The organism is Thermoproteota archaeon (assembly GCA_030130125.1).
In the GTDB taxonomy this organism is placed as follows: domain Archaea; phylum Korarchaeota; class Korarchaeia; order Korarchaeales; family Korarchaeaceae; genus Korarchaeum.
This window is the reverse complement of sequence record JARZZM010000013.1, coordinates 1-13,957: the sequence shown is the minus strand read 5'-3', so window position 1 is coordinate 13,957 and position 13,957 is coordinate 1. Positions and strand designations below refer to the sequence as shown.

General features: G+C 53.6%; 11 protein-coding genes and 1 tRNA gene. 5 read left to right on the top strand and 7 right to left on the bottom strand.

The genetic code is table 11. From position 1 onward, the window contains the following. Position 1: 1 nt before the first annotated feature. Both QI197_01975 and QI197_01970 read right to left on the bottom strand, forming a co-directional pair. Positions 2-1,195 (bottom strand): nicotinate phosphoribosyltransferase, encoded by a 1,194-nt coding sequence (locus QI197_01975; protein ID MDK2372126.1) that lies wholly within the window; start codon positions 1,193-1,195, stop codon positions 2-4. Between the two features lie 43 nt (positions 1,196-1,238). Then, positions 1,239-1,315, bottom strand: a tRNA-Asn gene (locus QI197_01970). 73 nt (positions 1,316-1,388) lie between these two features. Between QI197_01970 and QI197_01965 the strand changes: the two genes are divergently transcribed. Continuing rightward, a complete protein-coding gene (locus QI197_01965) occupies positions 1,389-2,102 on the top strand; it encodes a class II glutamine amidotransferase (protein MDK2372125.1) in 714 nt (237 codons plus the stop codon). Positions 2,103-2,110: 8 nt separating this feature from the next. On the opposite strand, the gene QI197_01960 is transcribed toward QI197_01965, so the two are convergent. Further along, positions 2,111-2,350 (bottom strand): 4Fe-4S dicluster domain-containing protein, encoded by a 240-nt coding sequence (locus QI197_01960; GenBank protein ID MDK2372124.1) that lies wholly within the window; start codon positions 2,348-2,350, stop codon positions 2,111-2,113. Between the two features lie 51 nt (positions 2,351-2,401). On the opposite strand from QI197_01960, the gene QI197_01955 reads away from it, so the two are divergent. Genes QI197_01955 through QI197_01945 form a run of 3 tightly spaced genes read left to right on the top strand, consistent with a single transcriptional unit; the run spans position 2,402 to position 6,222 of the window. Continuing rightward, a complete protein-coding gene (locus QI197_01955; GenBank protein ID MDK2372123.1) occupies positions 2,402-3,865 on the top strand; it encodes an MBL fold metallo-hydrolase in 1,464 nt (487 codons plus the stop codon). 57 nt (positions 3,866-3,922) lie between these two features. Then, complete coding sequence (locus QI197_01950) at positions 3,923-5,050, top strand: Xaa-Pro peptidase family protein (protein ID MDK2372122.1); 1,128 nt, start codon at positions 3,923-3,925, stop codon at positions 5,048-5,050. A gap of 8 nt (positions 5,051-5,058) precedes the next feature. Then, complete coding sequence (locus QI197_01945; GenBank protein ID MDK2372121.1) at positions 5,059-6,222, top strand: class I SAM-dependent rRNA methyltransferase; 1,164 nt, start codon at positions 5,059-5,061, stop codon at positions 6,220-6,222. On the opposite strand, the gene QI197_01940 is transcribed toward QI197_01945, so the two are convergent. Both QI197_01940 and QI197_01935 read right to left on the bottom strand, forming a co-directional pair. Beyond that, positions 6,223-6,429, bottom strand: coding sequence for an AbrB/MazE/SpoVT family DNA-binding domain-containing protein (locus QI197_01940; protein ID MDK2372120.1), 207 nt, complete (start codon positions 6,427-6,429; stop codon positions 6,223-6,225). A gap of 7 nt (positions 6,430-6,436) precedes the next feature. Then, entirely contained in the window at positions 6,437-6,808 is a 372-nt protein-coding gene (locus tag QI197_01935) for a hypothetical protein (GenBank protein ID MDK2372119.1), read from the bottom strand. A 94-nt stretch (positions 6,809-6,902) separates the two neighbouring features. On the opposite strand from QI197_01935, the gene rgy reads away from it, so the two are divergent. After that, on the top strand, positions 6,903-10,202 hold the full coding sequence (gene rgy, locus QI197_01930) for a reverse gyrase (protein MDK2372118.1): 3,300 nt from the start codon (positions 6,903-6,905) through the stop codon (positions 10,200-10,202). On the opposite strand, the gene QI197_01925 is transcribed toward rgy, so the two are convergent. Beyond that, entirely contained in the window at positions 10,183-13,083 is a 2,901-nt protein-coding gene (locus tag QI197_01925; GenBank protein MDK2372117.1) for a hypothetical protein, read from the bottom strand. The genes rgy and QI197_01925 overlap by 20 nt on opposite strands. Positions 13,084-13,210: 127 nt before the next feature. Then, positions 13,211-13,957 (bottom strand): glutamate--tRNA ligase family protein (locus QI197_01920; protein MDK2372116.1); only part of this gene is annotated, 747 nt, incomplete at its 5' end.

The following is a 13,957-nucleotide window of genomic DNA, read 5'->3' as shown; positions in this document are numbered from 1 at the left end:
ATCAGAGGCCCTCTCCCAAATCCCTGAGTTTTCTCAATAGGTCCTTGGTGGCCTCATTGATCGTCTTGAGATCTTCTATCCTGTAGACCAGCCTCCCTCCATCCAGTATCTTTCTGTAGGCGTAGGACATCTCATTACCGCAGACGGGACACTTTGGAGGTTCGGATCCCTTCGGTACATATTTGTAGATGAGATGCTCCTCGCAGATGTAGAGATCTTTGGCCCCTGACTTTATCCCTCTCTTGGCCCTCGGTTTCCCTTCAACCTCCACTATATCCATGCCGAAGTCGACTGGTTTGGCTCCCATTATGTGAGAACCTACTCCAAATGCATCGGCACCCGCCTCAGAGTACTCTTTAACAGTATATTCGTTCAGGCCCCCGGAGACGAATATCTTCACGTGCTTGAAGCCCCTCACATCCAGCTCCCATCTCACCTCCTTGATTATGTCGGACATCCTTCCCCTCCTAGAGCTTGGGGTGTCTAGCCTGACCCCCTCGAGCCTATCCTTCAGTGCCTCCGCCGCCATTATCGCTTCGGTCTTCTCATCGTAGAAAGTGTCCACCAAGGCTATTCTGGGGACCTCATCCGGCAGGACCTCATCAAATGATTTCCAAGCGGCAACCTGATCCCCGAAGAGTATGATCATAGCGTGGGGCATTGTACCTACAGGTTTGAAACCGATCTCCTCCAGCAGGATACCGGAAGATCCGTCAAGCCCGCCTATGAGGCTAGCCCTCTCATACGCCAGACTTACGGCAGGATGCTGTCTCCTTATCCCAAAGTTGACCACTGGCTTCTCCCCGGCCGCGAACTTCACTCTAGCCGCCATCGTAGCTACTCCGGAAAGGCTGCATAGGAACCCGAGTATCGAGGTCTCCAAGGGTCCTATCTCCGAGTAGGGTCCCTCTATCCTCATGATGGGTATCCAAGGTCTCAAGAGGCTGCCGTCGGGGAGAGCGTGCACATCTAAGTTCCTGCCCTCTAGGAGCTTGGCCACCTCCTCCACTCCCGCCAGTATTCCCCAAGGGACGCCGTTCGGCAGGGATCTGGCCGCTATCTCCATGACGACATGTTTGTCCGCCAGTCCCTTGGCCCCGAGGACCTTCATGGTTCTGAGGAAGTAGATGTCGGTGACCTTTCCCTCCTTGATCTCCCTCCCTGACACTACGAAGAACTCATCCTCCCTTCCCATTAGGGGCACCATGGAAGGGGCGCGGATGAGCTTAAAATCGAGATGGCGGCGGGGGTGGGATTCGAACCCACGACCTCCCGGTTAACAGCCGGGCGCTCTACCTGGCTAAGCTACCCCGCCCCTAGCGACGGGCCACGACATGGAACTTGGAAATAGTATAAAAAGGTTGGCTCGCTCCTCCAGTTGGATTAGCATGTGCAGAATGGCCGCCTTCATGTCTCTGGAGCCGATGAAGGGCTACGAGGTTGAGGATTTCCTAGAAGCCGTGGCTCGCATGGCCAGCCGGGGTAGGTCCTCCAAGGAGAGCGGGATGGGCCACCCTCACGGATGGGGGTTGGCCGCCTTCTCCAGGGGTAGGCCCGTCCTCTACGTGAGGGAGACCTTCCCTATGTGGAAGAGGGGCTTTTACGCTCGTTTCGGAGCGGATGTCGTTTTGGCGCACGCGAGGGCCGCGTCGGTAGGTGAGGTCAGCTTCGAGAACACCCACCCCTTCTCGGTGGTCGTCGGGGACAAGATATGGTTCTTCGCCCATAACGGATCGGTCAGGGGGATAGAGGGGGGAGACGCTCTAGGTAAGACGGACAGCGAGGCTATGATGTTGAGGCTGACCCGCAACGGTGTCGATCCCTCTAAGTTGGTGGAGGGCGTGAGGGAGATAAGAGACGAGTTCTGGGAGGGTCTGTCGTCCATGACCTTCCTGATGGTGAGCGCTGATGAGATCTACGCGCTAAAGGGTGCCAAGGAGAGGCCAGATTACTTCAACCTCTACGTGAAGAAGGGGGAGAGGATAGTCATTCTAGCATCGGAGCCTTTAGATAATGGGAACTGGAAGGAAATGGAGAATTGGGCCCTCCTCCTATTCAGGAGGACCGAAGATAGGATAGAAGAGTATAGATGGGTTGTATAATCGCTTGACTACTTCTCCCATACCTCCTCCTGAACGACTATTGCTCCCACCGGACATGAGACCGCGCAGGCATGACATATGAAGCAGTCTGGTTCGTAGTCCTCCCTTGGATAGGCCTTCTTGTTCTCGTTGAGGTGCCATATGTTGGAGGGACAGACACCCACGCAGACGCCGCATCCAACACACTTGGCCTCATCTATATTGAGTATCACATGGAAGTCCACTTGCACTACAGCCAGGGTGATCACCCGGTGCCCCCCTCATAAAAAATTGATAAAGGTAACCACGGCAGTCGACCTGTGGAAGTCAGGATATTCGGTGGTATCGGGGAGATCGGAGGCAATAAGGTGCTGGTGTCCTCCCCCGACAGGCTAGCAATCATGCTCGATTTCGGAAAGAGTTTCTCCCGCGAGGAAGCATTCTTCCAGCATCCCTTCATGTCCCCAATGTTCCCGGAGGACTACTTCAAGACCGGCCTCCTTCCCCCCTCTCAGGAACCCGAGTGGAGGATGGAGGGCTACGACATCACTGGACTACTCATAAGTCACGCTCATCTAGATCACTGGGGTTACCTCCCCCTAGTTCACAGGGAGATAGCCGTCCACTTGGGAGAGGCCAGTAAAGTGATATTGGAGGCGTACAGGTCCATGGGGTTCAAGGACCTGTCGGTCCTAGAGAAGTTCGAGGTGCACACCTTCAGGACAGGGGATGTACTGGACATGGAGGACCTGGAGGTCATTCCCATTCACGTGGATCACTCCGTACCCGGGGCTTACGGATTCCTGATCGAATGCTGCTCGAAGAGGATGGCCTACACAGGAGATCTTAGGATGCACGGTCCTAGAAGTGATATGACCATAGATTTCCTAGATATGCTAGCGGAGGAAGGAGTTGATCTGCTCCTCATGGAGGCCACCAAAGTGGCGCCCGAGAATGACCCTGAGGCCTCTCTAGTCAAGGTACTGGAAAATAGGATCTGGTACAGATGGAAGCGAGAACCGCCCAAGAGGGTGAACTTCGAGGTCTCCTCCGAGAGGGAAGTGGGGGAGAGGATGATGGAGATCCTAGAGGACAGCCCCCGACTCGTGCTCGTGGAGGTCTCGTCCACGGATGTCGACAGGGTCAGGACCGTGTGCAAGGTGGCTGAGAGGATGGGTAGGGAACTAGTAATCGATGAGAGGATCGGTTTCATGGCAGAAGCATTAAGCGGTGCGGGGATTAGCGGCCTTCCATCACCTGGAGATTACTTGCTGTGGAGAAGGAAGAGGAGGAAAGGGAGGGAGGAGGTGAAGCTAGGGGCGAGGGAGCCCAGACCCCTCGTGGAATTCATCGAAAGGGTGGAGGATAAGAGAGGACCCGGGTCCGTAATATGGGGTGATCTAAGGGGAGAGATACTCAAAGACGAGAGCTCTCACTTCGTGGTCACCAGTAATGCCACGAGGTTCCTGTACGAGATTCCTCTGGGCGTTAAACCCAATATAGACTTCGTGATGAGTAGATCCGAGCCCTTCAGTGAGGAGAGCGCCCTCTCAATGGACAGGCTCATGAACTGGCTCCTGATATACGGGGTTCACCGTTACTATCGAATCCACGTGTCCGGGCACCTGTCCCCGAAGCAGATAGCTGACGTCCTAGATAGGGTTAATCCCAGCAGGATCGTTCCCATTCACACCGAGCACCCGGATCTATTCGATCTGTACGTGCCTAAGGGCATGAGAGATAGGATATTACTGCCAGAAGTCGGGGAGCCCGTAAACATCTAACGACTCAACTTTATCCCCTCTGGCCCGCCTATCATGCCGGCATTTGGGTGACCCGCGATGTATCCAAGGAGTGAGTTGGACTCTAGGATCCGCAGGCTGAAGAGGTGGATGGGAAGGAGGGGCATAGACCTCTCCCTCGTGAACTCCCCAAGCAACATGCTATACTTAGCAGGGACGGCCGAAGCCCAGCTGCTCGTCGTTCCCCTAGACAATGATCCCTACTTGGTCGCGAGATACGCTTTCGGGGACGAGATCGCCCAGGAGAAGACGCCTTATCACGTGGAGGTTCAGAAGCCGTTCTATGGGACCAGTGGTAAGGAAGTGATTAACCCCAGCGTCTACGATCTGGTAGCGGAGAGGCACGGAGATGTTCGGAGGATAGCTGTAGACTTCCTGTCATCGCAGGATCAGGTGGAGAAGGTGAGGAAGAGGTTCAAGAGGGGGAAGAAGAGCGCCGCTATAGTGAGCTTGGATGATCAACTGAAGAGGATGAGGATCGTCAAGAGCGAGTATGAGCTGGGACTCATGAAGGAGAGCGCATCAATAGCGATTAGGGCCTTCGAATCTCTAGAGATAAGGGTTGGGATGACTGAGAGGGAGATAGCTAACCTGCTCGAGTTCAAGATGAGGGAATTGGGGGCTGAAGGACCCAGCTTCCCGACGATAGTGGCGAGTGGGGCAAACTCATTCAACGCTCATCACGTTAACACTGAGAGGAGAATCAGCGAGGGGGAGATATTGCTAGTCGACTTCGGCTCCAGATACATGGGGTACTGCAGCGATATGACCCGTACCTTCTACATCGGAAGCCCGCCGGAGGGCTTTTTAGACAAGTACGAGGCCGTTCTCAACGCACAGTTGAGAGCATTGGATTTCATAAGGGACGGAGTTCCCATGGAGAGACCGGATATAGAGGCCAGGAAGGTATTGAAGGAATCGGGCCTTTTAGAGTACTTCGTTCACTCTCTGGGGCATGGGATCGGCATCGACATCCACGAGTTCTTCAGGCTCCTAGTGGGGAGAGGAGGAAGGCTCCAAGAGGGGATGACCGTGACTGATGAGCCAGGGAGCTACATTAGGGGATGGGGAGGCATAAGAATAGAAGACACCGTGGTGGTCGGGAGGAACAGAGGCTTTCCCCTCACCGAGAAGCTCTCCAAGGATCCGGACTACCTCAGGAGGTAGAATGGCCCTTGCTCTGGAGCCCTGTTGGGGAAGCCGTGCTCGCTGAGGAAGGGGTCTCTAGGCTGAGGAAGGGGCAGCGGAATATCTACGTCAAGTGGCTCATCTCCCTGAGGGGACCCGTGGAGAAGGGGGACTTAGTCGTAATAAAGGATGAGAAAGGAGATACACTGGGTTTGGGATTCTTCGAGGGAATAGGGGCTATGGCAGTGAGGGTCCTCTCCACAGAGCTGGAGGATCCCTTTTCTCTGCTTTATCGTAGGTTAGAGGAGGCCTTGAGGTTGAGGGAGAAACTCAAGCTGGACAATTTCTTTCGATGGGTGCACAGTGAGGCTGATGCCCTCCCGGGGCTGATAATTGACGTATACGACGATGTCGTCGTCATCTCCTCCACCTCCATCGGAATGGATAAGCGTGTGGAGGAGATCTCGGCCATGGTGGGGGACCTATTCAGGCCTAGTTCCATAGTTCTTAAGAACGACAGTAGGCCGAGAAGGGAAGTCGGACTGCCTTCGGAGAGGAGGGTCCTTTCAGGCAGTAAAACGAGAGCTGTAGTGAGGGAGGGTGGAGCTCTCTTTCACGTGGACACGATCAAGGGCCAGAAAACGGGCTTCTTCATAGATCAGAGGCTGAACAGGATTGAAGTTGGCTACCTTGCTGGTCCCGGTGATAGGGTCCTAGATCTCTACAGCTACACAGGCGGTTTCGCGATACATGCCGCTCTCTCCGGCGCCGAGGTCGTTGCTGTCGATGAATCGGAGTACGCCGTCACGGAAATGAGATCTAATGCGGGGCTCAACTCGATCGAGTTAGTGGCCGTTCAATCGAGGGTAAAGGAGTTTCTGGAGGGAGATTCCTCAGTCTACGATCTGGTTATCGTGGATCCGCCTGCTCTGGCTCCAAGCAGGGACATGGTCCCCAGAGCTAGGAAGACCTACACAGCAGTCAATGCCGCCGCTATGGAGAGGGTGGTAAGTGGCGGCCTCATGTTCACAAGCAGCTGCAGCCAATTCATCACCAAGGAGGAATTCAAAAAGATCGTGATCAGAGCAGCTACCCTCTCCAATCGGGAGATCACGATCCTTGGTGAGAGGGGGGCTTCGCCCGATCACCCGATGGATCCCATGCATCCTTGGACGGGATACCTCAAGGGCCTCCTCTTGAGAGTTGGGTGATTATAGTTCTAGTCTGGTCTGTTTTCCCCTTCTGGGCCTTTCTCTGTGTCTGTAAACCAGTTCCCCATTCCTAACGTATACGTATAAGGTGTCACCCTTCTCCCAACCGAGTTCCTCTACTAATGATTTGGGAGCGGTTACTTGGTAGCTTAGGTACCTCCTCCCGTTTCTTTCCCACCTCTTTACCCTCAGCTTCACATAGGGCATAACATAACTAGTTGGCATACTTTATGGGCATTTCCTTTCCGGGCATGACGAAGGTCTTTCCCGCGAGGAGGTCCCTCAGGGCATCTTTGACATATTTTGACTTAGTCAGCGCCACCTTTACGTTGTTGCTCAGCAGGAGCTCACTAAGTTCCGGTTCGATGTCCTCGCTCAATACGATGTCCGCCTCTAGTCCCACGAGTATGTCTAGCATGGTCTCCCCTTGAACCTGACCAACTTCTAGGGAGAAGGCGTCCATGACGACACCGAAATCACTCAGGTCTATGACCATTAGCCCTTTAGCCAAGCTGAAGCCCCTTGATATGCGGTTGAACTTCACGTTTCCGTCTGTCTCCTCGATAGGGACGACTAGCCGAGTCATTTCGATCCTGTATTTTTCCTTCACCCAATGATATAAAGCCTCCAGGCTGCATGTTGGATCGAGATATTGTCCAGGTAATGCGCGGTGAGTGGGAATGATACCAGCGGTTTTCAGGGATCTGTGTCCCGGAGGTGACTTGGAAACCCGTCACAGGTCTCCTTGTGTTGAAGATGAGATCTCTAATGTGGGTTCTGAGTTTAAAGACTATGTTAAATTCTTCAAATCATGTCTAGGTTCTCCTCCTTGGGAGATTCAGATGATGTGGGCCCGGCGAGCCTTGGCTGGGCGCAGCTTCGCTGCGATAGCTCCCACAGGGGTTGGCAAGACTGCTTTTGGTCTCGTTACCAGCTATTACTTCGCCGTGAGGAGGAGAGGTCGCTCCTACCTCCTTTTTCCTACATCGCTCCTCGTTGACCAAGCCGTAGAGACCCTTGCTAAATATGAGAGATCTGCTGGGGAGCCTCTCAGGATTCTGGCCTACAGGAGCGGAATGGGAAGCAAGCGGAGGAGGGAGTTCCTAGATAAGCTGGAGAGCGGTGATTTCGACGTCTTGATCACGACCTCCCAGTACCTCGCGAAGAACCACGAGAAGATAAGGCGCTCCGTGGGCCAGTTCTCCTTCCTATTCGTGGACGATGTGGACTCCTTCCTCAAGAACTCGAGGAACGTCGATAGGGTTCTCACCCTCATGGGGTTCACCGAGGCTGATGTGAGAGCCGCTTTGGCCGGTAGGGAAGTGACTAGGAACACGGATAGCGTCCTAATAGTCTCAACTGCAACCGGTAAGCCGGGTTCCCGGGCGGTCCTATTCAGGAGGTTGCTGGGCTTCGATATCGGGGTATTGAGGCAGGAGTTGTTGAGGAATATAGCTGACCTCTACGCGAGGAAGAGAAATCAATTGAAAGAGTTCTTGAAGTTCATGGGAGACGGGTTCCTCCTCTTCGTCCCGAGGATGGAGCTGGCTGATGAGGCGAGGGCATTGGCGGAGGATGCTGGCTACGAGGTAGAGGTGTTGCACGGTTACGACGAGAAATTGGTTGAGGCTTTCAAGTCCGGCGAGCTAGACGGTCTGATTGGAGCCGCTAAGCCCTACGGAGTCCTAGTTAGAGGAGTGGATCTGCCTCAGAGGATCAGGTATGTGGTCTTCTACGGAGTTCCCCGCTTCGAGATGACCTTGAGAGATGTGGATGAGATGAGCGACCGGGCTGTTGTGGCAATGCTGTCCGCGCTGGCCAAGGGCCTAGATCCCCAGACTAAGAGGTTCGCCATGAGGTTGAGGAGGCGACCAACGGAGAAGGATATCATGAGGACTAGAGAGGTGCTTAGGGAGTTACTTTCCAGCGAGAGCAGGCTGAGGGAGTTGGCTGGCACTGGGGACATAACGGTTATCCCCGAGGAGGGTAAAGTCATAATCCCCGATGTCAGGACGTATATACAAGGATCTGGACGTTCTTCTAGGCTCTATCCTGGGGGAATGACTAGAGGAGCTAGTCTCGTCTGGGACACAGATCCTCTACTATCTTCCTTCATAAAGAGGGCCAGCGCTTACGACATAGAACTGTCCCCGCTGGAGGAAGTGGATTTGGAGAGCCTGAGGAGGGAGATTGACGAGAGTAGGGAGAGGTACTCCTCACTCAAGACGGGTTTCGAGATGGCTGGTCTGCTCAAAACTGCACTTTTCATAGTGGAAAGCCCCAATAAGGCACGGACGATAGCTAGGTTCTTCGGCAAGCCGGGGAGAAGGGTTGTGAATGGGGTGCTCGCTTACGAGGTAACTACTGGCGACTATGTGCTGACGATAATGGCCAGTGGGGGTCACGTGGTGGATCTCTCAACGCAGGGAGGGTATCATGGGGTTCTCATAGAAGAAGGCGAGCGCAGAACCTACATACCCATTTACGCTTCCATCAAGAGATGTCTGGACTGCGGTTACCAGTTCACAGATGGTGAGAGGTGCCCGAGATGCGGTTCCACCAATCTGAGGGACAGCAGGAACAACATAGTCTCCATGAGGAGACTCGGATTCGAAGCATCCCGGGTCATAATAGGGACGGATCCTGACACGGAGGGGGAGAAGATAGCTTGGGACATTTATCAGCTGATCAAAGATGCGGCTGAGGAGATATACAGGGCCGAATTCCATGAGGTCACCAAAAGGGCGATCTTGGAGGCTCTGAGGGAGCTTTCAGAGACCAACGAGTCGAGAGTGAAGGCTCAGGTGGTAAGGAGGATAGAGGATAGGTGGATAGGATTCGAGCTGAGTTACGAGGTACAGAGGAAGTTCAACAGGAGGAACTTGTCTGCCGGGAGGGCCCAGACCCCCACGCTAGGTTGGATAATCGATAGGTACGAGGGACACAAGAAGAAGAAAGACCTCACCGTAATCAGTGGAGAAGGCATCTTCATCAAGGTGGAGGGTAGAATAGGATCTCCCGGAATCGTTGAAGCCCAAATCTCGTCGATAAAATTGGAGGAAGGCGAAGTTAAGCCACCTCCTCCTTTTACCACAGACGAGATGATAAAGGAGGCCAGTAGGGTGCTGAAGCTGGGCGCCAAGAGAGTGATGGAGATTGCCCAGTCCCTCTTCGAAGCCGGTCTAATCACATACCACAGGACGGATAGCGTGAGGGTGAGCGACGCCGGTCTGAGAGTAGCAGCGGAGGTCCTCGGTGACGATTTCGTTCCGAGGAGATGGGGTGAAGGAGGGGCTCACGAGTGCATAAGGCCTACCAAGCCCCTGTCAGCCAAGGAGTTGCTCGACTACGTCAGGGAGGGACTGATAGTGGCTCCAGAGGGGTTCTCAAAGGACCATGTGAAGCTGTACGACCTGATATTTAGGAGATTCATGGCCTCGCAAACCAAGGAGAGCATCATCGTGAAGCAGAGGTACAAGCTGGTCTTGAATGGCGATGAGGTGACCGATGAGAGGGTTGTAGATGTCAGAGGGGGTTGGGCTCTCATATATCCATTTCTCTATAGGAAGGAAGCCCCTCTTTCGGTGGGGACGGTCAGAGTCGAGATAAAGCACCTCCAAGTCCCCTCCGTACCCCTGTACACGCAAGGAGATGTCGTTGCTCTCATGAAGGAGAAAGGTATCGGAAGGCCCTCCACCTATGCTACCATTATAGACAAGCTGCTGCAGAGGAAATACGTCCTCGAGAAGAACAACAAACTTATTCCTACGAAATTGGGCATCCAAGTGTATGACTTCCTTACATCTGAGTACCTGGATCTGATCAGCGAGGAGAGGACAAGGGTTCTGGAGGAGAAGATGACGGCAGTCGAGGAGGGGAGAACCGATTATCAAGAGCTGATCGATGAGCTCTACCATGAGATACAGGAAAAGGTGGTTGGAAAGAGAATGGGTAGGGAGTTCACTCCTCCAGTGAAATGAGCTCGTCTCCTCTCAGTTCCAATTTTCTATCCGGATGCAGCTTTCTGAACCTTTCCAATGCGTGTATCCTGAAGCCAGCCGGGACCATGGTCAGCATGTTAGCGGGAGCCTTACCCCAGACCCTGAGCATTATGTCTATTCTGTTCTCCACGGCACTCCAGTTCTCGAGGAACACCTTCTCCGCCTCGGAGACCTCCGCCTCCAGCACATCAAGCGATTCCTTCACTGAGTTAATTATCCTCTCCGCTTCACTCACATCCCCTTCCTTCAGTTTCAGCTCTGCCGAGACCAGCATGGTCTCCGCATCCACTAGCCTGTAGGGTGAGAGCTCGAATCCTACGATCTCCTCCAGCTTGGATACGGATCTCCTCACATCATCCAACCTCTTCTTCACGGACTCCAGCTCCCTCTCTAGAGATTCCCTTACCTCCTCGGGAACCACTCTTTCCTCCATGATTTCCGGCTTTATGGTCGGGATCTCCTCCTCCATCTCTGGAGGAGTTAGCTTTCCTTCTTCCTCCGCCTCCAGCTTAGGAGCCTCTTCCATTTCTATCCTGCGAACCTTCGGTACCTCAATCCCCATCTCCTCCTGTTCGATCTCTGGTGGAATAGTAGATGGTGATTTGACCTCCGAGATCTCCTCCACAGCCGCCTCCTCTATTGTGGGCGCAGTAATTGGCTTCATCTCCTCCATTTTCACCTCTCTGGGCTTTCTAGATCCTAGTAAGAGCGCGATTGCAATCAAAATGAGTACTGCTCCTATTATCCCGCCTACCAGGTACTCCAGTGGTATGGGAAGAGCGGGCTGCTGGGTTGTAACGATTGGTGGTGTGGACGGTGTTGTGACGGTCACCGTGATCGTGGAGGTCCTCTCATCGACGATCTTGCCTCCAGCCAGAGCTTGAACTCTTAGTTGAAGATCGCCCGTCTTTCTGGGAATGACTTTGACGTGTACCTCAGCACTTCCCCCCGCCCTCAAGGGGCCGACCTTCCTCTCAACAGGGGAGCCATCCAGAGATGTGACTAAGATGAATTGAGCGTTATCCCTAAACCTGTTGACGAGCTTCACCGTCACTATAATGGAGCTGTTGACCTTCGCCTCCTCTGAGGCCCTCACTTCCTCTATTACCTTGCCCTGCTCTACCCTCACGGGTATTTCCTTCTCATAGAGCACCTCATCACCATGTTTTATGTAGAGAGTTGCACCCGTTCCCGGGTTGAGGGCCCGACCCTCTATAGACACTGAGAACTCAGATCCGGGGCCCAACTTTTCTGTGACCTCCTCACCCTGAATCGTGGGTCCCTTGATGACGAAGGTGAGTTCTTCTACGCCCCACGAGTTGATTCCGGAAACGTTTAGTTTGAAACCGTCCCCCACAACCAGCTGGGATGGTGCCTGAACTTCCAGCTTGAGCTGAGCGGCTGGTTTTGTAGTAGTCGTGGTCGTGGGCGCGGTTGTGGTGGTGACCGGCGCGCCACCCTTAAGGGAGATCCATTCCTCCCTAGTTAGACCTATAGGGGCGTTGGGGGGAAGTGTCTCCTCTCCTACTACCAATCCCAGAGCTCCCTTATCCTTTAACATAGTGGAAAACCTGGCGCCACAGCGACCGGGAGTTAGGAAACCGATTGTCTTCTCACCGATCACCTCTCCCTGCTGGGACATAACGTACAGCACGATCTTGCTCCTCTCGCCACTCAGCGCGGTGCTGCAGACGAATCCCTCGACCAAGTAACCTCCATCCTTGGGCTCAGTCTTCTGGACCTTTATCCAGTGATCGGGCAGTCTGAGGAGGTGGAGATCGCCGTTTCCGTCTATGTATGAGACGGAAGTTGTGTGATTACCTATCTCAGAGATCGTAACCAAGCTGAAAGGTGGGTTAGATACCTTAAACTCTGAAAGCAGGAATCTTTGAGTGTAGTGGTAGATTCTGACCTCACCGGACTTTGAGAAGTAGAGAAGAGCTTTCCCCGCCGCGACTGGCTGGGAGGCTGGGGGTATCCACGTCTTTATAGGCCTAGATACGCTGAGATCCGATAGATTGACGAAGAGTATGGTTTCTTTCGAGCTTGTCAGCGCACCTATTCCGTCTACTACCGGGAACATCCCGTAGGGGAATTCATACCCTAGGATTTCGGTCATGTCCCTCCTAGCCACTGGTTCGCCTGTTGAGGTGCTTATGGATATCATAGTACCGTTCTGAAGCATCACCCCGATGAAGGAGGGGTCATCACCGGCAACGAGTATCCTCTCTCCCAGCTCCAAATCCCAGACCAGCTTGTGGGAATTTAAATCGACGTATGCGATCCGAGCATCTCCATAAATTATGGCACCACCATTCACGTAGTGCACATGCCTTATCCTGAATCCCAAATCCATGGACCAGCCAGTCGACTTGGATCTCAAGTCCACAGCTTGGAGGGAGCTAGTGAGGGGGACCACTATTGTCCTACCATCATTCAGGTAAGCCATGGGGGATCCGGAGGGGGCTGAGGGTAACCTGAGCCTCTCTATCCTCAATTCACCAGCAACCGAGTTATAAGCCCTCAGCTCGAATGAGTCCGTTGTCACTATGACCCATGACTCCTTCTTCGCATAGCCATAGAAGGCGTCAGGGATTACTAGTGGGGGGGTAGACACTCTGGCGCCTATCCTGATACTCCAGAGCTTTTCTCCGTTCAGATCCATGGCAATTAAGGTGTCTCCCTGACCTCCTATAGTGTACAGCCTATCTCCATATATAACAGGCTGGGGGATCCTGTATAAAGGCTTGGAATCGTACACCTTAATCTTTGATACCTCGGTTGGTGTCAGATCGTGAGGAGAAGCGGCGACAAGGCTAATCGATAGGACTACCAGGAGGGCCGCTAGTTTCCATCTCATCCATTCATCCCTTCAAGCATAATCAAGCTTGCCCCCTTTTAAATGGAACTCCCGTCAATTAATAGTGCTGTATGAAGGGGATATCGAGCCCCTAATACCTCCGCTCGAGGAAAAATGATGAGGATGATTACCTGTGTGAGAGGATGAAGGTCAGGGGCTTCTGCTTATCCAGTCTGACGAACCCTATCCTCAACATCTGGGCCATCTCGCCCTCCCTCATCTCGGCCAATGCGGGTTCCCCGTAGCCTCCCAGCATCTCGTACGAGTAGGGGGACAGGGGGACGAATACCTTTGCTGGAACACCCCCTTTGAGCGGCGCCCACTGCATAATCTTGACTCCCTTGATCTTCTGCTCCTGGCTGAGGATCAGGGATACCTCGTCGGGGTTCACGCTCCTCACCCTCACTGTAGCTAGACCCCTCAACCTGAATTCGTCTCCGGCCTTCAAACCCTCCACATCGCCCTTTGGTATGTAAACTAAGGGTTCCTCTAGGATTATGGTTCTGTACTCGTCTGAATCGGGATGGATCTGCACCCTCGCCTCTACAGGGGTATCCATCCCGTCTATGACCGCCCTGACTGGATCCGGGACGAACATATAGCGGGGTACCTTGGGATCGAGTATCTTCCTGTTAATGGCCGCTAACATGTCCATGTTGATCGTGGCATCCACCTTACTTGGTCCGAGCTCGTGGAATAACCTCACTATCGCCTCTGGGAGGATGCCCCTCCTGAATAGCCCTCTAAGGGTCGGTATCCTAGGATCGTCCCATCCCTCCAAGATTCCGCTTTCCACTAGGGGCCTTATGTACCTCTTTGAGAGAGGGATTCCCTCAACCGTTATCCTGCCGAACTGCACCATCTGTCTCTTATA